Here is a 26,260-nt window from a genome sequence, read left to right on the forward strand (position 1 = left end):
CAATTGTCACTTGTAGAGGACGAGCCATCTTTTGATCTGAGCTTATTTGCTATTTTTGACTAGCTTAATGCATTAGGCTCACTCAACTTACTTTATTAAGCTACTTTTTACATTAAATTGGTATAAGAGAACACTTTTAGCAAATACTCAACGCCAAAGATGTCCGTTTTTGCATGGCGATCGCGCTTGATGCAAATGAGTCTGATAAAATTCAGGCAGAATTTTTAATCTTACGTAGGTGTCTCTAATAGCTAGCCCATAAGAGGAGCGGCAAAAAGTTTTCTGCAACACAACTACAATTCGATCCAGAACAATGGTAGATCGAACATAGATAGAACAAATTACTACGTTCTCCCAACCTTGTGAATTTTTCAATCACAACTGGCAGATTTATCAAAAGGTTCTGCAAAACAACTACATGGAACACCGTGAGTTTTACAGTGTTCTACACCAATTTTTAGTTGAACGCCATCAAAAGCCGTTTCACCTGCTCGATCTCAGATGTGGCGATGCATATAACACCACCTCAGCTTTAGTAGGAACGCCCATTCAGGCTTATTACGGCATCGATATTACTCAAGTAGCGATCGCGCTTGCAGGCAACAATTTAGCGGCAATCCCCTGTCCAAAAACACTCATTGAAAGCGACTTTATATCGTTAGTTCCTCAACTGCTCAAAACTCATCAAAAGTGCTTTGATGTTATCTTGGCTTCCTTCTCGCTCCACCATTTGCAACTGACGCAAAAAGACACTTTCATCGGTCAACTATTCCAACTATTAATCCAGAAGGTGGGGATTGCCCGAAATGCTAGTGGTAGTGCGATCGCTTCCTCTACAAAAGCAACCATTATTGATGCTAACAGGTGCTTCAAGCAAAAATTTCTTGTCAGGAGATTAACGAGCGATAAGTAAATACACGGAGATAACAAATATGTTAATCCCGTATATTTACTGAGCCGCTTTAGCTCAAATTCCTTTAAGTTACAGTGGGGATTAACTTCTCAGCGTAAATCTCCTCAAAACTACCTCAGCAAATATCAGTATGAAGTTATCTAGTGTTGCTCAGATTGCTTTATCATCGGCAGTAGTGTCATTTACAGGACTTAGTGCGTCTCAACCTACTGTTGCAGCTACCCTATATAACGTTCTAGAGTTGGGGTCTTTAGGTGGAAATGGTTCTACAACTGCTGTTGGCATCAATAATATCGGACAAGTAGTAGGTGGTTCAATTAACTTCAATGGCGAGTACCATGCCTTTCGTACTGCACCAAATAGAGCAATTAATCCGGCTACAGATGACTTAGGTACTCTTGATGGTGATACCAGTTTTGCTTTCGATATTAATGACGCAGGACAAGTGGTAGGTTTCTCAGAATCTAACGACAGTGGGATTAGACAAGCCTTTCGTACTGCACCAAATAGATCGATTAACCCAGTTACGGATAACTTAGGTACGCTTGGTGGAGGATTTACTAATGCTTTTGCTATCAACAATACTGGTCAGGTGGTAGGTATTTCACTTCCAGATCCTAACTCTGTTGCTGTTTTAACAGCCTTCCGTACTGAAGCGAATATAGCAATTAATCCCAATACAGATGACCTGAGCAATCTTATGGGTGACTCTGAATATACGAATGCACAAGGCATCAACGATTTAGGACAAGTAGTAGGCAATTTAAGGACTTCTACTGGTTTGTTACATGGATTTCGGACTGCACCGAATATGCCAATCAATCCGACTAAAGATGATTTAGGGACTCTGGGTGGAAACTTGAGCATTGCCGAAGATATTAATAATCTAGGACAGGTAGTAGGCACTTCTACAAATGCTGATGGGCAGTCTCAAGCCTTCCGCACTAGGGCAAATATGCCAATTAATCCCAATACCGATGGCTTGGGTACTCTGGGTGGGGAATTTAGCAACGCCTACGCCATCAACAATTTAGGGCTAGTGGTTGGTGATTCAGCCTTAGCTAGTAACATCACCCATGCTTTTGTGTACGATCGCACTGCTATGTTCGACCTCAACACCTTAATTCCTGCCAACTCTGGTGTTGTACTGACAAGCGCCAACGATATTAATGATAATGGACAAATTGTAGCTAATGGATATTTTAATAGTTCTCAGGCAACTACACGAGCTTTTCTATTAACTCCTGTTCCTGAGCCGTTAACAACTTTAGGCGTGCTAGCTTTTGGCGTTGGGGTTGGACTATACCGTAGGAAAATTAAACGAAAACTAAATTAAATCTAAAAAATAGAGCTATCACTTTGCTTTCTAATCGTTCGGCGTTGCCAAGCAGTACCAACGAACAAACCACCAAGGGCGATCGCACCTAACACTGAAGAAGGTTCGGGAACAGGGACATTAGCAGAGGTGATGTAAGTAGGACGAGATAGACCACCACTACCAGAGGCAATAAAGTCCCCCAGAAAATCTCCTGTTTGACCGTCATACTGTTTGATATTATTAGTAGCAGAGCTTACTACAAACAGGTTGTCATTTTTGTCGATAGTGATGCCGACTGCTTCTCTCAAACCGCCACTACCTTTATCAATAAACAAGGAATCGACTGTGTTATCGGCTAAGTTGATTAGACCAACTTCCTGAGAATTACTGAAAAATAAATTATTATCTTCTAAGGCAAGACCTTGAGGGCTGAATGGTAAGGTACTCAAAGGAGCAGGACCAACTTGCAAGCCAGTAAAATTATTTGTTACTAAGTCGTATTCTCTAATACCACCAGGATTAAAACCACGAAAAGACTCACTAATATATACATTATCACTTGGTCCATCTACAGCTACATCAAGAGGTGCTGGACTAAAGCCTGGTGCGCCTGTAATAATGCTATTAAGCAATTTTCCTGTATCTCCGTCGTACTGTAAGATGCCGCCTCTTTCAACACCGTCCGTATTAGCGCCAGGAATTTGATAACTAACTACAAACAAGCTACCATCTGCTCCAAAAGACAAGCCTATAGGAGAACGCAATCCATCATCAGCAGATACAAAATCACCAATAAACTCCCCTGTTATCCCATCATATTCCTTGACGCTGTTGGTGAGTTGGCTGCTAACAAACAGGTTGCCATTCGGTCCGATTGCTAAATCTTGTGGAGAAGCCAGTCCACCACTACCTGCGGTAACAAAGTCACGAATGTATGCCCCTGTTGTTTCATCATACTGTTTGACTGAGTTATCGCCACTGCTACTGACAAGTAAAGCTGCTTGGGTTGGTAGATTTATCAAACCAATTACCGCAGAAATAGTTAATGTAATCGAAAATTTACCAACATTACTGAGCATTTGGGTATCTCCTAAAATTTGTAGTTGAGGTCTATACAAACTAAATAACTGTTTAGATGAAGACGATGCACCCATGCGGACAATATCAACCAGTAACTATTTTTGTCAATGAAGTTAAAGATAGATGCTTTGGATTGTTAACCTGGCTAATAGTAAATGCAAATCAGAGGGTAGAATAGATGGCATTGAAGTATCCCTCGTGCGTCACTTTTCAGGCGTTATATTTTGACTTTCTGTTTAGCTCTAGTCCGCAACAAGCCAGCACCAGCACCAAAGGCTAGTACACCTAGTACAGATGTTGGTTCGGGAACTGGTGTTAACAGAACAGCACGAGTGGCTTGGGTATCATCAAAGAAGGCAGTAGCAGCAATTTGTCCGCTCTCATTAATACCCCTAGCACTGGTCAGTACAAAGTCAAAATCCCCCGCTATTAGAGTATTGAGATCGAATAGCTCAGTACCATCGTAGATAAAAGCGCGATCGCTGCCATCCGCTAATTGGGAATCACCTACTACTAAGCCTGATTCGTTGATACTGTATGCAATACTGAAATCACCGCCTAAAGTTCCCAAATCGTCATTGGCATCTATGGCACTATTAGCATCAGTCAAAAAGGCGTGAGTTGCGCCACTAGCTGTCGTTGAACTACCAACGACTTGACCTTTGTCGTTGATATCGAAGGCGGTACTTGACGACCCACCCAAAGTACCCAAGTCATCGGTTGTAGCGTTAATCGTACTGTTAGCAGCAGTCCGAAAGGCACGAGTTGCTCCATCAGCAGTCTCTGAACTACCCACTACTTGACCTAAATTATTTATTGCATTTCCTGCACTTTCCGTCCCACCAAGGGTTCCCAGATCGATTCGGGAAGCAGCATTGTTGTTAGGCTCATCGATTCGTACAGCATGAAAAATCCTAGGATCGGGATCGAAGGTAACTCGACCCCTACCAGTCACTTGACTCGTATCATTAATGTCGTTAGCAGTCAGACGACTTAGATTACTTCCTGGCTCTGAGACATAGCCATTTGGTGATGTTCGGTAGGAAACTGTAGACGCAGAAAGAACGCTAACTGTGCCGACGACTCGACCTGAGTTGTTTATCCCATTAGCAGTAGTCTCTCCCTGTGCGCCGCCAATATTGTCTGTTGCTACATCGATTGGACTGTTAGGAGCGGTACGGAAAGCCTGCGTAGCTAAAATAGGCTGACCATCTACCTCGCCAAAGCTAATTAGTGACGTGCCAATCACCTGACCTAGGTCGTTGATGCCAGTAGCTCTACTATTACCAATTCCTGAAAATGTCCCTAGATCGGTTACATTATATAAAGTGGCGGCGGCGGCAGGTAGACTTGTATTTAGTCCTGCATAAGAAATTGCTGTGAATGCTATGCTGATTAAACCAATACTGTGTACTTTCATGATTGCTGTTTTAGTTAAATAAGTAGCGAACTCATAGTCATTTTAACCGCAACTCTGGACTATCAAGAGTGGGTAGTGCGTCAATTCAATGTGGGATGATATAGTGACAGAGTGGTCTTAAACTCGAAGCACCTCTATTCAATGTGGGATGATATAGTGACAGAGTGGTCTTAAACTCGAAGCACCTCTATGGATTGCCCTCTGTGTGGTCATATTAAAGCCCATAAACAGGGCAAGATGCCGAACGGACATCAACGTTAGTTGTGTCCCGTTTGCCATCAAACGTTCTCGGAATCCTTCGACAGTTTGTACTATCGTCGCCATATTAGTCCTAAACAAATTCGCGCCCGTGTTGCAAGCACATAGTGAAGGCAGTAGTTTACGAGGGATTAGTCGAACAACTGGACTTGCTTACAACACGGTCCTTGAGTATTGTTTGAGCCGCCAGCCACAAGGCACAACTTGTTCGTAATGCAGAAGTACAAGCCGTGCAAACCGAGGAAGTGAGTGCGGATGAAATGTAGCGGCAACAATTGGGAAGAATAATTCTCCCCAATTTTGGCTTGTCATTTGTTTCAAAAAACAGAAACAGTGTTGCGCTCAAAAGTTAAAGGTTGGGGATTGTTGGATAGGTCTGAGTCTTGCCGATTCGAGTGGCTTAATTCTAGCAGCACGAGTGGGCGCAACGTTTCGGGAAGAAGCTTCTTCCCGAAAGCTTGCTTGCAAACACACTGATGAACTCATTGAACAACTTGTCATCAGCACTGAGGGAAAAACGAACTGCAAGCGTTTCAAAGCGCGATGATTAGGGTGGATATGAGCGGGTTCTACCGCCGGAGGTTCAGCACTATATTGGCTCTGGCAAAACACAGCGACTTGAACGCACCAATGGCATTGTAAGGGCAACAAACCGGAAGATGGCATCGACGACAAAACAAGTTTAGCAAGCGGTGGGATATGACGAAAATAACAACTCGATTAGTGGTGAGCTACTTCAACTGGATTTGGCAACATAGCCGACTTAGAACAACTGCCGCACAAAGAGTAGGATTAGCCACTCGTTCTTGGACTTGGCATGATATTATCACTTATCCCACATTAGTTTGATGCACTACCTAATCCCCTTGGGGATACTCATCCCACAACGTAGTAACTTCCCGCAGACTTTGATGATTGCCATCGCCCAAAATCAAATGGTCTAATAGCGGAATACCCAATATCTGCGCTCCAGATAATAGCTGGCGGGTTAACTCAATATCTTGCGGACTTGGTTCGACGCTACCTGATGGGTGATTGTGAGCAACTACTACTCTTGTCGCACCTTGACGAAGCACCTCCCGAAAAATCTCGCGGGGAGGTGCGAGGGTTTCTGTCGCCGTACCGATAGTAATTACCTGAGTACCAATCAAACGGTTTTTGACATCTAATAGCAGCACAGCAAAGCGTTCTTGCATCTTCCACATCAAATGTTGACTCAATGCAGCAGCAGCGGCGGCTGGGCTTTCAATTGGCGTTCTATCTAACGGACGAGATTGAAATGCACGTTTGCCCAATTCTATAGCAGCGAGTATTGTTGTCGCCTTAGCTGGACCTATACCATCAATCTGCATCAATTCTTGGACGCTAACTTCCCGCAATACTGCCAAAGGATCGCGATCGCATTTGCCCAGTTCTTGTAAAATATGTTGCCCCAAACCTACAGCCGATAGTTTCCCAGGTCCCTGCCCAGTGCCTAATAATATTGCAATTAGTTCCGCTGTAGCCAAAACTTGAGAACCATTAGCCATCAAGCGTTCGCGCGGTCGTTCTGTAGTCGGTAAGTCAGCAATTCTCAGGCAGTAGGTCATAGCAGGTAGTTACTCAATAGCAATGAGGCTACCCTTATTTATCCCAATTAAGTCTAAAAAATTACAATTTCATCGGAAATATTACTTAATTCTATTTTACAAAAGTAAGCTAGGCTTATTGGCGAATTTGGGGAGCTTTGAGCATATGGTAGGTAATAAGTAACTGCGTCAAAGCTAACGGGTTACTTTGAATAATTTCCCCAGTTGTACCAACTAGCTTACCTAATTCTGGGTTGCTGTCGCGATCGCATACACTTTTGAGATTAGGCATTTCGTTACACATCAAATGCTCTAATTCTTGCACCTGTTCTGACGTTGCGTGAGAATCTACTTCCAAAGCATCAACAGGTTTACCCATATCTCGATCCAATTCCAAACGCACTGCGCGAGTCAATTTAGGGTTACTGGGGTTAATAATTTGGGTAAGTTCTGGGTGGGGAATAGTTGGTCTAAGCACCAAGCGCACGTTTAATAATGGATTGTCGCCATCAGTAGCATCCGATGGTGGATAAAAACTAACTACCACATCCGCCCATTGACGCTGAGGACGAATAAATTCTTCTGAATCTGGTTCGCGCTTTTCTAGTTCTGCTAATACCTGTTCCTTACTATAGCCGCGCTTTGCTGTATCGCGTCTCACTTTCCAACTAGCGCGTAATGATTCTGGCGGTGCTAAATATACTTTGACATCATACGCATCTCTGGCTGCGCGTGTAGAATAACCAAGCAACCCTTCTACAACAACATATTTATTGGGCTTGATATACAAGGGCGCTTCAAATGTACCTGTCTTGTGGCTATAAACTGGTTTGAGAATCGGCTGTCCCGTTCTTAGCAACGACAAGTGTTGCTGCATGATGTCTAGATAGTTGCAATCGGGATGCAGCGCTGTAATGCCTATTTCTGCTCTTTGAGTGCGATCGTAGCGGTGATAATCATCCGTACAGATGACTGTAACATTTTCTTCGCCCAGGACTTGAGCAATCCCTTTAGTTAACGTTGTTTTACCAGCAGCACTATCACCGACAATACCAAGAATGATTGGACGATTGCTCATTTCTGCTCTCGGTTGAATTTTATATTTGTCTAATTCTACCGAGGAATGGCGATCGCACAATTCCCAAGCCTAAATTTATATTAAGCAGTACGTAGTTGCGCTTCAGCGCTCTTACAAATATCCGCAACTCATCTAGCATTCTGAGTATGATTTGAGGATCCCAACTTCTTACTAATTGCCAAAATCAATGGGCGATACTGGATTTGAACCAGTGGCATCCTGCTTGTAAGGCAGGCGCTCTACCGCTGAGCTAATCGCCCGTTTTTTGAGTGAATTTATATCATAGCAAATAATCTCCTATTGCATAATCATTTTCTGTGATATGTACTTACATAAAACATAAATAAATCTCATGTCCTCTGGTTCCACGCACGATCGCATTACCTTATGGAGTTTACCTGTAGTCGCTAGCTGCACTTACATAGCTACTCAAAGTAGCGATCGCACTTTAATTGTCTCAGGAGCATTTTTATTTAGCGGCTTAATGTTTGGTCCCGATTTAGATATCTACTCGGTACAATACAAACGGTGGGGATATTTGCGCTGGTTGTGGCTACCTTACCAAAAAGCGATCAAACACCGTTCTTTGCTATCTCACGGGGTAATAATTGGTACGACGCTGCGTTTACTATATCTTGCTGCTTGGATAAGCTTGCTGGGAGTATTTAGCTTATTAATAGCGCAATTATGGGGATTTAGCTGGAATTGGCTGAGTTTGAGGGAAATTGATCGGAAATTAACCTACAGTGCGATCGCGCTGTTTGTAGGCTTAGAGATAGGGGCAATTAGTCATATAGTAAGCGATCGCCTTTCTAGCTATAAACGTCAACTCAGGCGTGGCAAAATTAAGAAAAGTAAATCTAACCGCCCCATAAAAGCAGCAAAACCAAAAAGCCGCTAGTAATGATGTCTAAACAAACAAATCATAACCCCGATGCGGCTACCCTATCCGCATTGCAACAAATAATAGATGTAGTAGCGCGTCTGAGAGCGCCCGATGGCGGTTGTCCTTGGGATTTGGCGCAAACACAACAAACGCTCACACCATACGTCATAGAAGAAGCTTACGAAGTCGTAGAAGCAATCCATAGCGGCGAACAAAAGGCGATCGCCGAAGAATTGGGAGATTTACTTTTGCAAGTCGTACTGCAAGCACAAATAGCGACTGAGGAAAATAAGTTTAGTCTCAAAGAAGTAGCGCAGGGAATTAGTGAGAAACTGATTCGTCGCCATCCTCATGTATTTGGAAATGTAGAAGCAAGTAGCGTCGAACAAGTAAAGCAAAATTGGGAAGAGATTAAAGCGATAGAAAAAGGCGAAGAGAATACCCAACTAAGTAGCAAACTTAGCCGTTATACGCACACTTTTCCGCCATTAATGGCTGGAATGAAGATTTCGCAAAAAGCAGCAAAAGCAGGTTTTGAGTGGGAAAATGTTGAGGGAGTTTGGGCAAAATTTCAGGAAGAATTAGCAGAATTTAAGCAAGCGATCGCCTTAGAATCCCGCGTTCAACAGCAAGCAGAATTAGGAGATTTACTATTTACGATAATTAATCTCGCTCGGTGGTATAAATTAGATCCAAGTGAAGCTTTAATCGGCACTAATAAAAGATTTATTCAACGCTTATCTCATGTCGAAACCCTTGCTGGGCGACCGCTAGCAGATTATACCTTAGAGGAATTAGAAAATATGTGGCAGCAAGCTAAAGCAAAAATTGCTAGCGAACCAGAATAAACTTGCTCGCAGACAACTAAGTTTGCAGTTGGAATGCTCTTAGCTTATCAGGATTAACGACAGCAAAAATCGCTTGAATGCGATCGCCAGAAAAATAGAAGCTGAAAATGCTATGTGACTTCTGCTCCAAAATATTGATAATGCCAAATTGACCGTTAATTTCGCCAAGTTGAGGCGCAATATTTGGCGTTAATTGGCTGCGGCGAATTGCTACCAAAAAACGAGCAACTTTGCAGCAACCATGTAGCGGCTTTTGTGCTGCTACAACCTTACCACCGCCATCAGCCCAAAATGTGACATCTTCTGCCATCAAGGCAATAAGTCCTTGCACATCGCCTTGATTCCAGCAGGTAAGAAACTGCTCGATAAGAGTATCTTGGGCATAATTAGCTTGGCTTACTGTTGGTCTACGCAAGCTCAGATGTTGACGAGCGCGGCATACTATCTGACGGCAGTTTGATAGACTTTTACCGATCGTCTGGGCAATTTCGTCGTAATTATAATCAAAGACTTCATGCAATAAAAAAACTGCTCTCTCAGTTGGAGATAAACATTCAAGTAATACGAGGAACGCAAATGAAACTGATTCCGCTAATTCAGGGCAATTTTGCGGAGCGGCTAGTGTCTCTGTCCTTAAAGGTTCTGGCAACCACGTTCCGATGTAATATTCTCGCTGTACGCGGGCAGAGCGCAGGTGGTCGATGCACAAACGAGTTACGGTACTAGAAAGATAGGCTTTGGGGCATTGTACGCTACTTTCAGAGCGCTGCCAGCGTATCCAAGCTTCCTGCATCACGTCTTCCGCATCGGTGACGCTGCCAAGCATTCGATAAGCGATCGCAAACAGCAGCGACTTATTTTGATTAAATAGTTCTAATCGGTTCATATCTACCAAGTTGCAGCTAAATCGAGTAGCTTTGTGCGGGCGCGTTCGATTTCCGGTTGGCGAATGTCATCTGGCATAAACTGATTAGGAACAGTGACAATTTCAATATCTTCAATGCCGATAAATTTTAGAATCGACTGCAAATAGGTTTGACAAAAATTCATGCTTCCTAGCGGTGTATGCGGCGCAAAATTTCCCGCACTAGGAGTAATGACTAAAGCTTTTTTGTCTCTAGCTAGCCCAGCAAACCTAAAACTGGTTGAGTCAAAAGTGAAAGTGCGATTGACTCGCACAATGTTATCTAAATACACCTTCAAAGTTGATGGAATACTAAAGTTATACATCGGCACGCCCAGTAATAAACGATCTGCCCATAATAACTCCTCAATCAATTGCTCGGAATCAACAAGTGTAGCTTCCATCTCTAGCGTTCTAGTTGCAGGAGAAGTATAGTTTGCTGTTGTCCACAGTTCGGTAGGATGGGCTGGGGGATTTATTCCTACGTCTTGTTGTTTGTGCTGTGCGCTAGGGTTGTATTTCTGCCATGCTTGGATAAATTCGTGACTTAAGGCACGAGAAATTGATTTTTCCAATCGAACACTAGATTGAACTTCAAGCAGTTTCATGAGCGTAATTGCTAAATATCTAGTTATTAAGACGAATAGTTAGCAGTAGTTGTGACACAAAGCTGGAGATTGCAGCTATTGTTTGTGTTGCTGGTATTATTGAGCCAACTGCTCTCGATCGATCTCAAAATCAATTGCATCAGTCAGATTGTCTAAATTAGGCGTGACTGCTTGCTGACAATAGGTAATTAACAATGCGAACGCGTCGCTAAGGCGGCTAAATTGAGGCTGCGTTGCTAAAAATGATTCAGTTACTCTTATCGGTGGCAAGTTCGTCCCGTTGGCGCAATATACTATTGGTTGCGTTGCATCTAACCGCATCATGCAGTACATTGTCTGCTTGCCATCATTGAGGATAAAAATGGGCAGCAGATCGATCGCGCATTTACCTAGTTTCAAATGGCGATGTCCTGCTAATGCATAATCTAGGGGTAAAAACTTAGCAATAATTAGGCGATCGCCCAAGAGCCAGTGTATTTCATTTTCTCTGCCAGATAATTGCCCGTGCCATTTTTCCTTAAATCTAATTAACTTTTGTGCCAAATTTAATTTTCCTGGTGTGCCAGATAGTCCATCGTGCCATTGATACAAGTTGTAAGCATCTTGAGGCAAAACCCACGAATAAGCAGCAGTTTTTTCTTGAATATTTGTGTGAGTTAATCCAGGCTGTAGGCGACTGGCAATTTTTGGTAAAGTTTGTTTTAGTACAGTGTCAACAAGTGGCAATAGCTCTATGAGTTCAGTCATAACAAATAAAAATTTGACCTACTCAATTAAGACGAAAACAGTAATTTGATTGTGACAATTAATTTTGAATTGCCGTCAAAGCTTATTAAACTTTGAAAATCATTTTTCACGATCGTATATTTTTACAAAAAGTTTGCTATAAAAATACAAATTACCTTTACTTATAGTTGAGGCGATTTGGTGTTTAGGTAAATAAGAGGTAATAAGTAGCGAGACACGCCCTAAACTTGAAACGTTCAACAGGGTAGTTTACTCGTTGTCCTCTAGCAGCAATTGCCTCGATTAAAGCGAGAGCGCTCCTCATATTCGTCCTCAAACACCTGAGCAGCTAACTCGTCGTATTTGAGATGTAACCACTCATCCTCAAGACGATTCATCTGGGAGAATGAGGTGGGAGGAAAAATACATACACCTGTGCTTGCCAATAGCTTATACTTTTTCAGGTCTAGCTACTTAACTTTTCCAACCAACTTCATACTCTTCGCCCGAAGAATTACCGAACTGCTCTTACTCTTTTTATTGATATAAGTGGAAAAAGTAATTTTGGTTAGCAAGAATCTTGGCAAGATGCAGTCTTTTTACCTTTAAGAGGAACCATGAAATTTCGCTATCGAGGTGTTCTGTACGAGTACCATCTATCTCAAGCTGAAGCTGGTTCTCAGCCGATATTGCACTATCAAGGTGTGTTTTACAGCCGAGATATCCAATCGTACGATTCACCAGAAATCAGCCCAGTCAAACTGCCTGCAAGCAGCGATCGCCATCGCCAAAAATCTCGTCTCGGCTGGCAGAAGAACCACCCTGACAAATGGCGATTTCAATATTGGCTACTATTGAGGCTTCAGACGAGATGCTCGTGTCAGAAAGCGCAGCCACTATTGCAAGACGGCAAACAAGTTGAAATCAAATTTTGAGCTTTTAGGCTGCTATCAATTGCAGTACCCATGTTTTGTTTGCTTTCTTGAGGAAATTATGTTTGCTAATAATCCCACCCAAGCTATCAGAAAGATGTTCTTGCTATTTCTGGGCATAGCGATCGTTGGTAGTTCTGTTGTTTTTAGTTGTGCGATCTTAGGAGAAGTATATTCGCAACTGATCGCTAGCGGTATCTCGTACTACAAGACAATCATGAAGCAACAAGCGATCGTCCCGTAACAGCAACCAATTTGTTCGCGCTAATTTGGATGTTTCAGCTAACTCAAAATTAAATTCATAAGGAGTTCATCGTGAAATCTTCCTTTTATAGCAAAGCTAAATACATTGCTAATGATGATTTAAAAGAGCGTTGCCAACTTAAACTCGTTTGTCGTATTAGTTTCCGCCCAGGAGCAAACAGACTGCAAACAGTGACTCTAATTTATCGAGGCAATACTTACGAGCGTAAACTTCCACCACCTAAACCTTAGCAAAAGCCTTATGCTATTAACTGGCGTTGGCAGTATTCATAACCCGCGTTCGTTCCAGTACGAACAACATTATTTGCTCCATCTTCAACCCTGCGTTGAGCAGACATTAAATACTCGGCTGCCTGAAAGAGCGTCTCTTTCACTTTCCACTTACCTTTGCATCCTTTTTGAGCAAACGTTTGCTTATTAGTCCGAAAGTTTAGGAGAGACTACAGAGCGGGAATTAAAACATGACAGCACAACATCCAGTCTACGAAATTTTAGCAAAAGAAATCGCTTACATATTTGACAATCCTGAGTTTGACAAACCTGTAAATGAATTTCTCTGTAATACGGGATACGCGCTCGGTCAAGCTTTTAGCGCTCCAAATATTGAATTTCGAGCTTTTGGTCTGCTACCAACTGTAGCAGGGAGATCGCCCGTACTCGTTTTGCGCGGTACAAATAAAGCAATTGATGACATTGCTCGCGATTGCCATAAAGCGATCGGACTTAGCCAATTTATCAAGTACCAAAATGAGCTAGCAACATGGCTAATTCACGCCACACAAACAACTCACCAAAAAGCAGTTATTGTCGGACATTGTTTGGGAGGAGCGATCGCGCAAATTATCGCCACAGAACTGATCGATTGGATTAAAGAAGTAGTGACGTTTAGTTCGCCTGGTACGAGCCGCGATATCGCTGCTAAATTTATCCAACACGGAGGAGCTAATTTAGATGTTACCCACTACGTCATAGATGGCGATATTATTAGTCTTGCTGGAGAAGCTTTTATTGCTGGCAAAGTTATCATCCAGTGCTTTAGAGATCGCACCCTCAACCCACTGCACAACATAGACGAGCGTCAACCTTTCTGGCGATTGTTAAGCAATCCTCCAGATGGTCTTGCCCAAACAGAAATTTCAGTGCAAACTTTGAGTCATCCTACCTTTACCTTTTTTAGTACAGACTACCTAGAATTTTTAGCAGGATACTACAAAATTAACCCAGAAGTAGCATTGTGTCTCACATCTAGAGGCAAGTTTGAAGCCTTGAGAAAGGCAGGTTTTTCTTTGCCGACAATCTCTTGTTGAGGTATCGAGCGGTTAGTTGCCATTAAAGACGCGTACCAATTTATGCAGGTGCAAAGATAAATCAGCGATCGCATCCTTTAGGCAGCTAATGTATCAGCTTTACGCCGCATCCAAACGATTTAATCTCTCAGTTGCGAGAGTTATACAAATGTTTGCAGCAATTAAAGAGGTAAAATATGTCAACTCAGAATATGACATCTAGTGTATCTAGTTGGGAGCTATTGCAAGAGATTGCGAAAAACAACACATCAACTCGGCGAGTGCGGAGATTAGGAAAATCGCCTTCTACTGCTCCAATTTCCAATAGTTTACATAAAATGCCACCTGATGTAATTATCCCCGTCTTGCTCTACCGCGATAAAAACTTTTGGTGTCCTTTCTGCGAAAGAGTTTGGTTTGCTTTAGAAGAAAAGCAAATTCCATTTGAGACAGAGTTTATCGATTTAGCAAACAAACCCAAATGGTTTACCAATCTCGTACCGACAGCGCTTGTACCTACGGCAAAAATTAAGGGTAAGTTAGTCTATGAGTCAAAAGAAATCCTGTTACAACTAGAAGAGTATTTTGGCAAAACCTTGCTGCCCAAGCGGCGAGAGGAGCATACAGTTGCTAGAGTGTGGATTGAAGAAGCTGAAACTAACGGATTTCAAGCAGCGGGCTACAAGTTTTTACTTCAACGCCATGACAACTCTGATGAAGTTGCTAACAATCAAGCTACATTTGTAGCAAAATTAGACGAACTCGAACAAACTCTTGCTAAATATCCAGGGGTTTACTTCTTAAGTACGTTTAGCCTTGTCGATATTATGTATAGCCCGCATCTCGATCGCTTGGCATCGTGCTTACCTGTTTATCAAGGCTTCTCGATTAGAAACAATCCTCGCTTTCCGCGCATCAATGCTTGGTTTGACGCGATCGCCGAGCGTCCTGCTTATCATCGCGTTAAGTCAGATGCAATTACCAACAACTTAATGTTTTGTCGTCTTTGGGGTGCAGAACCGATCGCGAATTTACCACCTCTAGATCCTACAGTAAGCACAAAGCTGGAATATCGAGCCGAAGCCGCTGAACGATTAAGCGATAACTACGAAGCAGCGATTTCAGATATTCTCAAAAATTCTGGCATCAAAGCATTCTTTAGTAGTGTAGATGTTTCCGCTGTTGAAGAGGCAATTGACTTTCACCTCAGATTGGTAGCCGCGTATCTCTTGCATGGAGATAAAGTTCTCTTACCTTGGGGTAGAGTTGGGACAAAAACCAATCTCAAGTTATTACCGTCTGCTGTGGGAGCGATCGCCCTTGCTTATGTCAGAAATCGCATCTGCGCTCCTCGCGATATGAGTGCAGGCGCAGCAACGGCATTTAGAGCCGCAGTAGATAAAGTCTTGGTATCGCTATGTTGACCAAAATAATTCGTAATTCATAATTCGTAATTCGCGCATTGAAGTCTATAGTGCGCGGATTGACACCGCCACTTAAAAACCTTGTTTCCATCATAAATTAAGACAGGAGCGAGATATGAACAAGCGATCGCCGCATCTTCAGCCTGAAGATGTTACTCAATCGGTACAGGTATTGCGCTATCGGGGTGTGTTTTATATCCATAAGCTGGGATCGTCTCATCCAAGACTAACTAACACTGAAGTAGTGCATCTACCAACTGAGCGTACGCATTTAAACGTAAGTCAAAGGAATTATCCAATGCATATTCAACGTATGGGATTGCTATACAAGCTTTACTGTATAGGCTGGAAAAATGGCTCCCTCAACTGCTTTTCCCTCCTACAACACTGGTTGCTGAGTATTTTTATTTATTATCGTCAAGGCTACAGTGAAGGCTCTGCGTGGAGACAGCAGCATCGCTTGGCAAGTTTAGCAACGCAGATAAAGCGACACGATCGCAATTTTTGAGGGCATATTCAATGATAACTCAACCACGCAACAGATCGTTCGCGATCGGCATGATGCTGTTTCCCAACTTAACTTTATTGAATTTTACCGCCGCTTATGAAGTGTTTTCTCGCTTACCTAGTGCCAAAGTTTATCTATTAGCGCCAACTCTCGATCCGGTTTACACTGAGTCTGGCTTTCGCCTCTTGCCCAATACGAGTTTTGAAAGTTCTCCAGCCTTAGATGTGTTGTTTGTTCCAGGTGGTTTAGGCGTTAATGCCAGGCTAGAAGATGCTGCATTTTTGCATTTTCTCAAAACACAAGGCGATCGCGCTCTTTACGTAACTTCAGTTTGTACGGGTTCGCTCTTACTAGCTGCTGCAGGCTTACTCCAAGGATATCGCGCTACTACTCACTGGTTTGCTATGGATTTATTAGAACTGTTTGGTGTTGAGGCGGTTACCGAGCGAGTTGTTATCGATCGCAGTCGGATTACAGGGGCAGGAGTTACCGCAGCACTTGACTTCGGCTTAGTGCTAGCAGCCAAATTGTACGGGGAAAAGGTAGCTCAGGAGATCCAATTATCGCTAGAATACGCCCCCAACCCTATATTTCAATGCGGTTCCCCCCAAACGGCTAGCTTTGAGATTGTAGAAAACTTCCGAGCGGAGGAGAGAAGCATCTGGGAAACGCAACGACGAGCAATTCAACGATCGCTTAATCCGAGTTGATAGATAGAGAGACAAAAAACAAAACTGCAAGATAAGCTTCTTCATTTTTGGCTCTAATCGAGCGAATGAAAACATAGCGATCGCTATAGCAGCCTTTGTACCGATACTCTTTACCTTAAAGTCTATAAAATAAATACATCACCTACTTGGCAGTAGTCTTGAGCTAGGACTAAAGGTTTTGCTTGTAGCTGTTCGATAACTACTCGCACAATACGACCAAAGGGAACTTTGTCATTAGCTATTTCTACGGCTTCGTTCCATGCTAGTCGCCATTGGTGGGGCTTTAAACTGGTTCAAGGTATAACTTGCTCTAATTTAGTAAGCAGAATTTGAGAACGATTCCTTCTCAAATTTGATGGAATCGTTCCGAGCAAAAGCAATACTACTTCAGCGCCATTAATGAATTAATCGCTGTGACTCAAATCAAAAATGTTCTCCAGTCTTTAGTTCTACGATGTCGTAGTTCCCACTCTAGCTATGTGCTGGCAAATATTAGATAAATTTGGGACTTCATCGCCACGATGTTAGGAAGTTGTGGGCAAAAGTTCGCCTCAGATTGCTGTTGTTTAAAAGAAAAGTGATAAGAACTGCATAAAACTGTCGCAGATTTAGGGAGTTCTGAATAGATGTACTTTAAAAAAAGAACTTAGATATGACATTTGAGGACGCATTAAAGCTCGTCAAGGCGGTTTTATCCCCTTGCTCCCTCAGCGGAGTACAAATAGATGTTTTTCGAGGAACTTGGAACGATCATTCCTATGTCAAGATTGCACAAGAATGCAACTACAAGGACAGTTACATCAAAGACGTTGGTTCCGAACTCTGGCAATTGCTGACTCAGGAATTAGGAATCAAGGTGACAAAACTGAATTTGCGGGAGGCTTTGATGCAGTATGTGCAATTGCAACAAATGCGCGATCGCCCTGCATTGTCACATCAGCGTGTGGACTGGGGAGAAGCACCAGATGTTTCTCAATTCTGCGGGCGAGGCGCACAATTAGCCAAGCTAGAAGAGTGGGTAATGCAACAACGTTGCCGGATGTTAGCAATTGTGGGCATGGGCGGGATTGGCAAAACAACAATAGTAACTCGGTTAGCACAACAGCTTGTAGACACCGAGCAGTTTGATATCGTCGTCTGGCGCAGTCTGCGCCAAGCTCCACCCCTAAAAGAGTTGCTAATAGACTTAATGAGCGCGATGGCTGCGCCCGCCGTACTCGGCATCGCACCTGGGCAATCGCTACCGTTGCGGATTGATGTGATGATGCGCCAATTACTAGAGCAGTTGCGAGATCGTCGTTGCTTGCTAATTTTAGATAATGTTGAGGCGGTGTTGCAAGGTAGCGAATTAGTAGGTACTTATCGACCTGGCTACGAAGACTATGGATGGTTGTTTCAACAATTAGGAGCAGGACGACATCAAAGTAGCGTGCTATTGACAAGTCGGGAAATTCCAGCGCAGATTTCTATCCAGGCAGGACCGACAGCAGCAGTGCGGTTGTTGCGACTAGAGCCGTTGTCAACTGAGGAAGGAAAAAGCATTCTAGCAGCCAAGGGGCTAGAAGTGCAAACAGAGCAACTACAACAAGTGCAAAAATTAATTGAGCGTTACCAAGGCAATCCCCTAGCATTAGAAATTGTGGCAACGCCAATAAAAGAGTTATTCAATAGCAATATTGCCGCCTTTTTAGCCCAAGATACGCTGTTATTTAAAGACATCCGCGATTTATTAGCCCATCAGTTCGCGCGTCTCACTTCGTTGGAGCGACAAGTAATGTACTGGTTGGCGATCGAACGAGAGCCTGTTACCGCAGCACAGCTACAAGCAGACCTTTTGCCCTCAGTAACCCCATTACAGTTGCGCTACGCCCTACAATCGCTCAACGGGCGATCGCTAATTGAAAAAAGTCAGCAGAATCTAGCGCCAGCACCGATGAATTTAGATGGTGTCAGCTATACTCAACAGGCTATGGTGATGGAATATGTGACATCACAGTTAATCGAACAAGTGTGCCAGGAATTAGAGCAGGTACAAATTGATTGCCTCAGAAGCCATGCCTTGGTAAAAGCGCAGGCAAAAGACTACATAAAAGACGTACAGACGCGGCTGATCTTGCAGCCGACATTAGCGCAACTTTTGGAGGTGACAGGGAGCAAAGAAAGCCTGAAAAATCTGCTGCTAGAACTGCTAAAAATTCAGCAGGTACAAGCACCATTGCAAAGGGGGTACTTTGCGGCAAATGCTATCCATCTGCTGCGCCAGCTTGGAGTAGATTTGAGCCATCTTGACTTTTCAAATTTAACAGTCTGGCAGGCAGACTTGCAGACGGTAGATTTACATGAAACGAATTTTAGTGGTGCTGACCTGAGCTACTCTACTTTCACCCAGTCTATTTCCGATATTTTGAGCGTTGCCTTTAGTCCCGATGGCAAACAAATTGCCACAAGTCACGATAATGGTGAAGTGTACGTGTGGCAGTTGGCAGACGGACAACAAATTGCCACCTTTAGAGCAAGCGCCTCTTGGGTCAAATCGCTTGCCTTTAGCCCAGATGGTGAAACACTGGCGATCGCTAACCACGAGTGCATTGTCAAACTGCTGCATATTCCTTCCCAAACAGTTCGACGCGAATTACACGGACACACAAGTTCTGTTTTGAGTGTTGCCATTAGTCCAGATGGGCGATTCCTAGCTAGTAGTGGCGAAGACCCAACAATTATCATCTGGGATATGCATACAGGAGAGCAGTTAAAAACATTGGCAGGACACGAATATGGGTGGTTGCCTGCGCTTGCCTTTGTTAGCGCTCCTTCAACCCCAGACCAGAGCTATCTATTAGCTAGTGGTGGTGGCGATCACACTGTTCGGTTATGGGATATTAGATCTGGGCAGATACATACTTTTACGGGACACACGCAAGGAGTCTTAGCTGTAGCCTTTAGCCCAGATGGACGACAGATTGCAAGTTCGAGCGTAGATCGCACGATTCGCTTATGGGATGTGCAAACGGGGCAAGAACTCGCAGCTTGGCAAGGACACGACAACGCTGCAGCTTGGACGCTTGCGTTTAGCCCTGACGGTCAAACCTTAGCTAGTGGCGGTGAAGACCAGACGATTAAGCTGTGGGATGTTGCAACTAGGCAATGTCGTCGCATTTTGCTAGGACACACGGCTGTAGTCCAATCGCTTGCCTTTAGCCCCGATGGGCAAACAATTGTCAGTGCGGCGCTCAACCAATCAATCCGCCTGTGGGACGCACAAACTGGACAACACCTCAAGACCTGGCAGGGCTATTCTCAAGCTGTGTTCTGTGTCGTATTTCACCCGCAGGGACGAATTCTAGCAAGTTGTCATGGAGATAAAGCTGTGCGGTTGTGGGACGTACAGACTGGAGAATGTCTCAGTTGTTTGCAAGGACATAGCGATCGCATTGCATCTGTTGCCTTTAGTCCAGATGGGCGGATAATAGCAAGCGGCAGTTTCGATCGCACCATCCGTCTATGGGATGTCAAAAGTGGTAAATTTATCCGCTCCCTCCGCAGTCATGGCTGGATAAATTCAGTTGCCTTTAGTGCGGATGGAGCGATACTTGCGAGTTCTGGGATCGATCGCGTCGTTCGCCTGTGGGATGTGGCAACTGGGCAATGTCTGCGAGTTATTGAGCCGGAAGTGAACTGGGTTCCATCTGTAGCCTTTAGTCCACTAGAGAAATGTTTAGCTAATGGTAGCGAAGACGGAACTGTAAAGCTTTGGCACGCTGATACTGCCAATTGTCTTTTGACACTCAAAGGACATACCAGACAAGTGCAGGCGATCGCCTTTGACTCTACAGAGCGCAGGCTTGCTAGTGGTAGCGATGACCATACCGTGAAATTATGGGATTTGCAAACGGGACAGTGCTTGCAAACCTTGCAGGGGCATAACCGCGCTGTTGTCAGCATTAGCTTTCATCCCCAAGGAAACCTGATTGCTAGTGGCAGTTTCGATCGGACGCTCAAACTTTGGGATTTACAGCAGGGCATTAATATCGCCACCTTGCAAGGACATACCAGCCCAATTCGTTCGGCAACATTCGCTCCAGATGGGAAAATGCTGGTCAGCGGTAGTGAGGATGGCACGGTTCGGATTTGGGATAGCTTTACAGGTGAGTGTTTGCGAGTGTTGACTGCCCTGCGCCCTTATGAGGGTATGAATATCTCAGGCGTAACGGGATTGACAGACGCACAAACAGAGGCATTGCGGTTATTGGGCGCGATCGCTTGTTAGCTAATGCGTCTTGACACAATGCTGTTTGTTTTCCCAATATTTTGCCAATCAGATTCTTCCCTTATCAACGTAGCAGAAAAAATGCACCTGACTAAATAATTCCTAATTAATTGGGTTGTATAAATTGGCGCAAGTTCTCGCTCTTTTAACTACGCTGCTTGAGAACTAAACCGATCGACAGTGTTCGAGCAGAAAGTTACTATCAATTGCGATCGCAACTGTGTTTGTTGTCATTCCTACTTCAAGTCAAGCTGCTTCATTTGTTGGCGATCGCGCCGATTTACAAGGCAGCGATCGCGTGGACTGGTCTAGTTTAGGAGTTATATCTACGCTCAAGGTATTGCCCAATAATTTCTCTGCTACTTCTGAGCAAGGGTTAAAGCTAAACATCCACCCGCAAGCACTCAGTTCTCAAATTATGCCTTCAGGTTAAAGCTAAACATCCACCCGCAAGCACTCAGTTCTCAAATTATGCCTTCAGTTGTGTTTCAGACTTTACCTTCCTCACCTGCTATTCCAGTCAGCTTCGCCACTGGTGTGCCAATCTTTGCTATTAGTATCCAATTTAAACCACTACCAGAACCAGATAGCAGTGTCCTTATCGCGCTCGGAGTCATCTGGTTGGGGTTAGTTGCAATTAGATGTACCTGGTTTGGTTTGCAAGCAAGTAAAACCAAGCGGAAAATTTGAGGAACAACCTATATCAACTGAAAAATGGCGCTCATCTGGGAAGACCTACCGAAAGCCCTGCCACCCTACAAGCAATACGCTTCAGTTCAGGTTTAACTGGATTTGGCAGTATAGTAGATTGAAGACGACAGCAGCTTTGGGCGAGCAGGATTAACGTCACAGTCTTGGACTTGGCACGATCTCGTCACCTATCCCACGTTAATTTGACGCACTACCATTTTTTGCAACACAACCAAAATTTTTAGCGCTTTGTTGGTTTCTGTGTCACTGGGGCAGTTGCAAGACTGTTTGGTTAAGTCTTATGTCTTTCTTGCCAATCGACATAGAAAAAGAGAATTGCAAGCATTATATAGCCAGTAGCCCAAGGCGTGCCAGTTCCCCAGCCGAAATTAACAACTGTATCTGCAACAGTCCAACGATAACTGTGCATTAACCCAACCCAGGAAATGACAGCAGCGCTCGCAGACCAATAGGCAGCTTGGCGAAACTTGCGCTCAATAATGTAGACTGTGATGCCAGCTAAAATCATCGCAGAAAAAATAAATCCTTGCTCAAGAGCAAAAGCCCCATCAATATACGTATCGCTCAACTTAAACCGATCGATCAAAGTTGGTGTCAAAGGTTTTTCTGGCGTGCCCAAGCCTGCTGCCCGAAGTGCATTTTTAGCAATTAGCGCACCCCAACCAGCAATGCCAGGTAATAAACCAATAACTACAGCAGGTGCATGGTGTGACGGGGTGGCTGTAAAGCTTTGAGCGACAATCACAATTCCAATCCATAAGACAATTGCCATCCCAGCTTCAACTGGAACAAAGTAAGCCAGCATTGCCACAGTTCCACTTAAGCAAAGCAAGCCCATGATTATACCATTGAATATAGAGTAACCGACTCTTGCTCCCATAGCTTTCCAGCCAGGATGACCAATGTAAATAGTAGTCGGGAAACAGGAACCACAAATAGCAGCAACCAATGTACCAATACCATTTACCCTCAGACAGGGAGCCACAGGATAAGTATCACCTGCTGCTGAGGCACTTTCTAAATTCTGGAGACTGCCAACAAGATTAAATAATCCCATTGGTAGAATGATGCTGAAATATTCGACCAAGACTGAACGACTGCTCCACAATTCTCCCAGCCATAAAGAAGGGAGATAAAGCCTAATTGGTTGCAATGTGGCGATAAACTGGACACGATCCCAACTGGCTAAAGCTGTTCCCCAAGCAAGGGCAACTCCCAATAGAACTGCCAACAAGCCGCCAGGGATGATAAATCGCACTCGCCCAAAATAAGTCAACAGAATTACACCAAGAGGCACTAAGCCAACTACGGGATTGGCATAGGTACGAAATAGAAAACCAATGGCAATAAAAGTGATGGCAATACCGCCCAAAGTGGAAAGCAACGCTGCACGGGGCGTGAGGCGGCGGAGTGCTTCTCCTCCCCAAGCCCCGATAAATTCTATCAAACCGGAACCAAAGCAAGCCACCAATCCTGCTTGCCAAGCTAATTGGGCAGCTTGTTCCCCAGATACACCACTAGAAATTGCCGCCAATTTTACAGGCAACATCACCATAAAAATATAAGCAAAAAGGCTGACAGTGTTAATCCCATAGGGCAAAGCAGTAATATCGTCCCTCTGCTCGCGTTTGCCTTGCTCTTTGGCTAGCTTTGCGTAATAGAAGTTACCAACAATCAAACTGATTGCAACTCCTGGCAAAATCCGCCCATAAACTAACGAGGCAGGAAAGGCTAGCACTCCTTGGCACAAATTAACAATCAATAAAATTTGAATAAAATTATCAAGCGCCAGCCCAAATAAACCATCAATGTCTCTGCGAACGAACCAACGCGGTACTCTGGTTGTAGTGATTTCCATTATTTTACTTTTGCGTTGCCAATTGTCTGGCAATGGGTCTTGCCGCTTTGGACAAAATTATCAGGTGGTGTTGCAAAAATTTCTTCAGGCATGACATTATTGGTAGATTTGTAGTATATATGTTTCAACGCTTAAATTTACGTCTAACGAGCATTATCTACTACCAGACTCATTTTTACTCCACCTTGAGGACCCATTACAAAACCTCGACGTGCTGGAACAACAGGAACTTTCTCCTCTAATTTCAACTGATGATTGAAGAGAATCGTTGCCAAAATTAACTTCATTTCAAATAGAGCAAATACCTGACCTAGACATTGGCGAGAACCTCCGCCAAAAGGCCAAAACTCATAAGGTGAGTATTTACAATTAATAAATCTTTCCGGTTGAAATTTGTCTGGTTGGGGATACAAATCTTCTCAGCGATGAGTTAAGTAGATACAAGGTGTCACATACGTTCCAGAAGCAACATGATATCCCCTCAAATTAACAGAGCGTATAGTAATTCTCGGAAAAGTGAAAAAAACTATTGGGTGAATCCGTAGAGTTTCTTGACAAACTGCTGTTAAATAAGGAAGTCCGGCAATTTTCATCGGGTCAGGAGTATTTAGACTTTGTAATTCCTGCAACACTCGTGCGTAAACTTCTGGTTGTTGATGAATCCAGTACAAAGCCCAAGCGATCGCATTAGCAGTAGTTTCGTGACCTGCATTAAGTAAAGTAAGGAGATTATCTCGTACTTCAATATCACTCATCGCCTCGCCATCTTCATATTTTGCTGCCACGAGCAAACTTAAAATATCAAAACGACTCGATTGCTGCTGTTGTTGGCGACACTTGACTATTTCAGCCATCAGTTGCTCGTCAATCTGTTTTCGCAACCGGATATATTTTCCCCAAGGACTCCAAGCACCTACATCCTTCTGTAAAGAGGGAAGCAATAAAATACTGGCGCTCAGTGGGGAACTTGTCAAACCCAACCAAGTTGTCATTAAATTTTTTAGTTTGGCAAAACTTAATTCCTCGTTGATGCCAAAGACTACTTTTAAAATAATATTCATAGTAATCTCTTCACTGAGATGACGAGCAATAAAAGTTTCACCCGATTTAAGGTGTTGGGTTGCTTGTTGGGTAATCTCACAAATCTGTTGCCCATAATTGAGCATTTTTTCTCCATGAAAGGGAGGCATCATTAGCTGTCGCTGTCGCTGATGGCGTAATCCATCTTGGACCATTAACGAGTTTTCTCCGATATGAGCCGTGAAGATTTTATTAGCATCACCTGGAGCATCAAGAATTTTGTTCGTGGGATTAAATAACTCTTGAAGATCCTGGGGATGACTAACAACTAAAGTTTCTAGATTGCCGAAGGAATTAGTAAAGAAAAGCTCTCCATAATCTTGGACACAACGCTCTAAAAACTCCATTGGTTTTAGTGTTGATTCAATTTGCTGAATAAATTTAGGAGTTTTAACTTTATCAATTTGTTTAACAGTCATAATTTACATCTAGTTAATACGGGGCAAAAGTTCGTTTGTTAAATGATTTGCCGATTTTATGCCTGGAGAAGCGATCGCGCAGTATGTTCTCCAGCAAAATGTATTCTCTGCCAAGGTTAAGTCATTTTGCCTTGAAAGTAGCGGATTTGTCTAAGTACACTGTTTCCCAAAACTAAGATGGATGTAGATTGTTTAATGTTAGTTTTTACTTGGGTGTCCTAAAGGAGACTGGAAGAGCGAGTGTTTAAACCCAATTTTTAGATAAATTTGCGCCGATTGAGTAGTTTTGAATACATCAATTTTGCCTGCAAGCATAAACTGGGAAGATGTGTTAAGTCTTAAAAACACTATATGTTTTAAACGGATTATTGATATACATCAAATGCGATCGCATTTTGATCTCTAATCCACTTAGTGTTGGAATACTCATAATAACTTACAGACAGATTGCAGACAGAGCAGATTCAAAGCTACGCTACGTGCCTTTGAATATATCAGCGAACATAGTTGGAGATATTCGCAACTTCTGCGGCGAAAGGTAGGAAGTTGTTCGTAATAGTTCACTTTATTGAACTATTGCTTTCAATGTGATATTTACTAAACTAAATAAAGCAATAAACTTTACTTTTGGTGGTATTTAGGCATAGCAACCGTTGTGGGGATTGGCGATAGGCAATTGCCACTATAGCGTTCAAACTTTTTTCATGATGTCAGCCGTAATAGATAATAAGCTTGCTTTTGGCAATGCTCTATTGATTTCTCAAATTTCCCAGGCGGAAATTATGCGAATTTTGTAAAGAAAAATGTAAATTCGATTATAGATACCTGTGCCATCAGGTATCTTTTTGAACATCTGTGCCTATGCTGTTAACCAGATGAATAACATTAAAAGAACAAATATTCTGCCTCGTCCTAGTTGGCGAACAGCACTAACAAACGGAATTATCATTAGTGGCATACTACTGGGAGGATGGGCAAATTGGGGAGCAGCACAAAGCCAACCTGTAGCCGATGACACGCTGGGAAACGAGCGTTCTGTGGTTGTTCCCTTGGGGGCAAGTACGCCAGGCGATCGCATTGATGGCGGAGCGCGACGGGGCGACAATTTATTTCATAGTTTGCAACAGTTGAATGTCGATCCAGGACGAGGGGTTTACTTTAGCGACCCAGGGGTAAACAATATCATCACCCGCG

The 26,260-nt window shown here is 43.4% G+C and carries 22 protein-coding genes, 1 tRNA gene and 3 pseudogenes; 15 read left to right on the forward strand and 11 right to left on the reverse strand.

What is annotated here, in order from left to right:
• Positions 1–418 precede the first annotated feature (418 nt).
• A complete protein-coding gene (locus UH38_RS23775; RefSeq protein WP_052672560.1) occupies positions 419–913 on the forward strand; it encodes a class I SAM-dependent methyltransferase in 495 nt (164 codons plus the stop codon).
• 130 nt (positions 914–1,043) lie between these two features.
• Positions 1,044–2,249: a DUF3466 family protein gene (locus UH38_RS25135; protein ID WP_052672561.1), complete on the forward strand. Its 1,206-nt coding sequence runs from the start codon at positions 1,044–1,046 to the stop codon at positions 2,247–2,249.
• 2 nt (positions 2,250–2,251) lie between these two features.
• Here the strand turns inward: UH38_RS25135 and UH38_RS23785 are convergent, their stop codons facing one another.
• Together UH38_RS23785 and UH38_RS25140 are read right to left on the reverse strand one after the other, a co-directional pair.
• Positions 2,252–3,385, reverse strand: a complete 1,134-nt coding sequence (locus tag UH38_RS23785; RefSeq protein ID WP_045057197.1) for a Vgb family protein — start codon at positions 3,383–3,385, stop codon at positions 2,252–2,254.
• A 143-nt stretch (positions 3,386–3,528) separates the two neighbouring features.
• The gene (locus UH38_RS25140) at positions 3,529–4,731 is read right to left on the reverse strand and encodes a DUF3466 family protein (RefSeq protein WP_052672562.1); all 1,203 of its coding nucleotides are present in this window, start codon (positions 4,729–4,731) and stop codon (positions 3,529–3,531) included.
• A gap of 189 nt (positions 4,732–4,920) precedes the next feature.
• Between UH38_RS25140 and UH38_RS26085 the strand changes: the two are divergent.
• Positions 4,921–5,838 (forward strand): annotated as a pseudogene (locus UH38_RS26085) (IS1/IS1595 family N-terminal zinc-binding domain-containing protein).
• 8 nt (positions 5,839–5,846) lie between these two features.
• On the opposite strand, the gene radC reads toward UH38_RS26085, so the two are convergent.
• From radC to UH38_RS23805, 3 genes are all read right to left on the reverse strand, one after another.
• Positions 5,847–6,578, reverse strand: coding sequence for a RadC family protein (radC, locus tag UH38_RS23795; protein ID WP_045057198.1), 732 nt, complete (start codon positions 6,576–6,578; stop codon positions 5,847–5,849).
• A 115-nt stretch (positions 6,579–6,693) separates the two neighbouring features.
• Positions 6,694–7,635 carry a phosphoribulokinase gene (locus tag UH38_RS23800; protein WP_045057199.1) on the reverse strand — a complete coding sequence of 314 codons (942 nt, stop codon included), beginning with the start codon at positions 7,633–7,635 and terminating at the stop codon, positions 6,694–6,696.
• 188 nt (positions 7,636–7,823) lie between these two features.
• A tRNA-Val gene (locus UH38_RS23805) sits at positions 7,824–7,895 on the reverse strand.
• Positions 7,896–7,987: 92 nt separating this feature from the next.
• On the opposite strand from UH38_RS23805, the gene UH38_RS23810 reads away from it, so the two are divergent.
• Positions 7,988–8,536: a metal-binding protein gene (locus UH38_RS23810; RefSeq protein ID WP_045057200.1), complete on the forward strand. Its 549-nt coding sequence runs from the start codon at positions 7,988–7,990 to the stop codon at positions 8,534–8,536.
• Between the two features lie 5 nt (positions 8,537–8,541).
• Complete coding sequence (gene mazG / locus UH38_RS23815) at positions 8,542–9,369, forward strand: nucleoside triphosphate pyrophosphohydrolase (RefSeq protein ID WP_045057217.1); 828 nt, start codon at positions 8,542–8,544, stop codon at positions 9,367–9,369.
• Positions 9,370–9,385: 16 nt separating this feature from the next.
• Here mazG and UH38_RS23820 read toward each other — a convergent pair whose 3' ends face one another.
• From UH38_RS23820 to UH38_RS25145, 3 genes are all read right to left on the reverse strand, one after another.
• Positions 9,386–10,255 carry an RNA polymerase sigma-70 factor gene (locus tag UH38_RS23820; RefSeq protein WP_045057201.1) on the reverse strand — a complete coding sequence of 290 codons (870 nt, stop codon included), beginning with the start codon at positions 10,253–10,255 and terminating at the stop codon, positions 9,386–9,388.
• A 2-nt stretch (positions 10,256–10,257) separates the two neighbouring features.
• Positions 10,258–10,881, reverse strand: a complete 624-nt coding sequence (locus tag UH38_RS23825) for an FMN-dependent NADH-azoreductase (protein ID WP_045057202.1) — start codon at positions 10,879–10,881, stop codon at positions 10,258–10,260.
• 96 nt (positions 10,882–10,977) lie between these two features.
• Positions 10,978–11,628: a hypothetical protein gene (locus tag UH38_RS25145; RefSeq protein WP_052672563.1), complete on the reverse strand. Its 651-nt coding sequence runs from the start codon at positions 11,626–11,628 to the stop codon at positions 10,978–10,980.
• Between the two features lie 596 nt (positions 11,629–12,224).
• On the opposite strand from UH38_RS25145, the gene UH38_RS23835 reads away from it, so the two are divergent.
• The 3 genes from UH38_RS23835 (at position 12,225) to UH38_RS23845 (ending at position 13,034) form a co-directional block, all read left to right on the forward strand.
• Positions 12,225–12,542: a hypothetical protein gene (locus UH38_RS23835; protein ID WP_045057203.1), complete on the forward strand. Its 318-nt coding sequence runs from the start codon at positions 12,225–12,227 to the stop codon at positions 12,540–12,542.
• Between the two features lie 58 nt (positions 12,543–12,600).
• Entirely contained in the window at positions 12,601–12,783 is a 183-nt protein-coding gene (locus tag UH38_RS23840; protein WP_045057204.1) for a hypothetical protein, read from the forward strand.
• A 71-nt stretch (positions 12,784–12,854) separates the two neighbouring features.
• A complete protein-coding gene (locus tag UH38_RS23845; protein WP_045057205.1) occupies positions 12,855–13,034 on the forward strand; it encodes a hypothetical protein in 180 nt (59 codons plus the stop codon).
• 8 nt (positions 13,035–13,042) lie between these two features.
• On the opposite strand, the gene UH38_RS27995 is transcribed toward UH38_RS23845, so the two are convergent.
• Positions 13,043–13,177, reverse strand: coding sequence for a hypothetical protein (locus tag UH38_RS27995; RefSeq protein WP_268748917.1), 135 nt, complete (start codon positions 13,175–13,177; stop codon positions 13,043–13,045).
• Positions 13,178–13,264: 87 nt separating this feature from the next.
• Here UH38_RS27995 and UH38_RS23850 point away from each other — a divergent pair, with 87 nt between their 5' ends.
• The 6 genes from UH38_RS23850 (at position 13,265) to UH38_RS23875 (ending at position 21,431) form a co-directional block, all read left to right on the forward strand.
• Positions 13,265–14,110, forward strand: coding sequence for a lipase family protein (locus tag UH38_RS23850; protein ID WP_045057206.1), 846 nt, complete (start codon positions 13,265–13,267; stop codon positions 14,108–14,110).
• Positions 14,111–14,286: 176 nt separating this feature from the next.
• Entirely contained in the window at positions 14,287–15,513 is a 1,227-nt protein-coding gene (locus UH38_RS23855; protein ID WP_045057207.1) for a glutathione S-transferase family protein, read from the forward strand.
• 115 nt (positions 15,514–15,628) lie between these two features.
• Entirely contained in the window at positions 15,629–16,021 is a 393-nt protein-coding gene (locus UH38_RS23860) for a hypothetical protein (RefSeq protein WP_045057208.1), read from the forward strand.
• 11 nt (positions 16,022–16,032) lie between these two features.
• Positions 16,033–16,731 carry a DJ-1/PfpI family protein gene (locus UH38_RS23865; protein ID WP_045057209.1) on the forward strand — a complete coding sequence of 233 codons (699 nt, stop codon included), beginning with the start codon at positions 16,033–16,035 and terminating at the stop codon, positions 16,729–16,731.
• Positions 16,732–17,383: 652 nt separating this feature from the next.
• Complete coding sequence (locus UH38_RS23870; RefSeq protein WP_045057210.1) at positions 17,384–20,998, forward strand: WD40 domain-containing protein; 3,615 nt, start codon at positions 17,384–17,386, stop codon at positions 20,996–20,998.
• A 220-nt stretch (positions 20,999–21,218) separates the two neighbouring features.
• Positions 21,219–21,431, forward strand: coding sequence for a hypothetical protein (locus UH38_RS23875; protein ID WP_045057211.1), 213 nt, complete (start codon positions 21,219–21,221; stop codon positions 21,429–21,431).
• Positions 21,432–21,980: 549 nt separating this feature from the next.
• On the opposite strand, the gene UH38_RS23885 is transcribed toward UH38_RS23875, so the two are convergent.
• Together UH38_RS23885 and UH38_RS23890 are read right to left on the reverse strand one after the other, a co-directional pair.
• Positions 21,981–23,567 carry a permease gene (locus UH38_RS23885; protein ID WP_045057213.1) on the reverse strand — a complete coding sequence of 529 codons (1,587 nt, stop codon included), beginning with the start codon at positions 23,565–23,567 and terminating at the stop codon, positions 21,981–21,983.
• A 143-nt stretch (positions 23,568–23,710) separates the two neighbouring features.
• Positions 23,711–25,066: pseudogene (locus tag UH38_RS23890) on the reverse strand (cytochrome P450).
• 875 nt (positions 25,067–25,941) lie between these two features.
• Here UH38_RS23890 and UH38_RS23895 point away from each other — a divergent pair.
• Positions 25,942–26,260: pseudogene (locus UH38_RS23895) on the forward strand (hypothetical protein); the annotation flags it as partial.

This window comes from Aliterella atlantica CENA595 (assembly GCF_000952155.1).
In the GTDB taxonomy this organism is placed as follows: Bacteria; Cyanobacteriota; Cyanobacteriia; order Cyanobacteriales; family Chroococcidiopsidaceae; genus Aliterella; species Aliterella atlantica.

What these genes read in the sequence shown, in the direction of transcription:
- UH38_RS23820 (WP_045057201.1), bottom strand. Translation starts at nt 10,255, where the DNA reads ATGAACCGATTAGAACTATTTAATCAAAATAAGTCGCTGCTGTTTGCG.
- UH38_RS23865 (WP_045057209.1), top strand. Translation starts at nt 16,033, where the DNA reads ATGATAACTCAACCACGCAACAGATCGTTCGCGATCGGCATGATGCTG.
- UH38_RS23855 (WP_045057207.1), top strand. Translation starts at nt 14,287, where the DNA reads ATGTCAACTCAGAATATGACATCTAGTGTATCTAGTTGGGAGCTATTG.
- UH38_RS23850 (WP_045057206.1), top strand. Translation starts at nt 13,265, where the DNA reads ATGACAGCACAACATCCAGTCTACGAAATTTTAGCAAAAGAAATCGCT.
- UH38_RS23800 (WP_045057199.1), bottom strand. Translation starts at nt 7,635, where the DNA reads ATGAGCAATCGTCCAATCATTCTTGGTATTGTCGGTGATAGTGCTGCT.
- UH38_RS25135 (WP_052672561.1), top strand. Translation starts at nt 1,044, where the DNA reads ATGAAGTTATCTAGTGTTGCTCAGATTGCTTTATCATCGGCAGTAGTG.
- UH38_RS23825 (WP_045057202.1), bottom strand. Translation starts at nt 10,881, where the DNA reads ATGAAACTGCTTGAAGTTCAATCTAGTGTTCGATTGGAAAAATCAATT.
- mazG (WP_045057217.1), top strand. Translation starts at nt 8,542, where the DNA reads ATGTCTAAACAAACAAATCATAACCCCGATGCGGCTACCCTATCCGCA.
- UH38_RS23785 (WP_045057197.1), bottom strand. Translation starts at nt 3,385, where the DNA reads ATGGGTGCATCGTCTTCATCTAAACAGTTATTTAGTTTGTATAGACCT.
- UH38_RS23885 (WP_045057213.1), bottom strand. Translation starts at nt 23,567, where the DNA reads ATGGAAATCACTACAACCAGAGTACCGCGTTGGTTCGTTCGCAGAGAC.
- UH38_RS23870 (WP_045057210.1), top strand. Translation starts at nt 17,384, where the DNA reads ATGACATTTGAGGACGCATTAAAGCTCGTCAAGGCGGTTTTATCCCCT.
- radC (WP_045057198.1), bottom strand. Translation starts at nt 6,578, where the DNA reads ATGACCTACTGCCTGAGAATTGCTGACTTACCGACTACAGAACGACCG.
- UH38_RS23835 (WP_045057203.1), top strand. Translation starts at nt 12,225, where the DNA reads ATGAAATTTCGCTATCGAGGTGTTCTGTACGAGTACCATCTATCTCAA.
- UH38_RS25140 (WP_052672562.1), bottom strand. Translation starts at nt 4,731, where the DNA reads ATGAAAGTACACAGTATTGGTTTAATCAGCATAGCATTCACAGCAATT.
- UH38_RS23860 (WP_045057208.1), top strand. Translation starts at nt 15,629, where the DNA reads ATGAACAAGCGATCGCCGCATCTTCAGCCTGAAGATGTTACTCAATCG.
- UH38_RS23810 (WP_045057200.1), top strand. Translation starts at nt 7,988, where the DNA reads ATGTCCTCTGGTTCCACGCACGATCGCATTACCTTATGGAGTTTACCT.
- UH38_RS23775 (WP_052672560.1), top strand. Translation starts at nt 419, where the DNA reads ATGGAACACCGTGAGTTTTACAGTGTTCTACACCAATTTTTAGTTGAA.
- UH38_RS23840 (WP_045057204.1), top strand. Translation starts at nt 12,601, where the DNA reads ATGTTTGCTAATAATCCCACCCAAGCTATCAGAAAGATGTTCTTGCTA.
- UH38_RS25145 (WP_052672563.1), bottom strand. Translation starts at nt 11,628, where the DNA reads ATGACTGAACTCATAGAGCTATTGCCACTTGTTGACACTGTACTAAAA.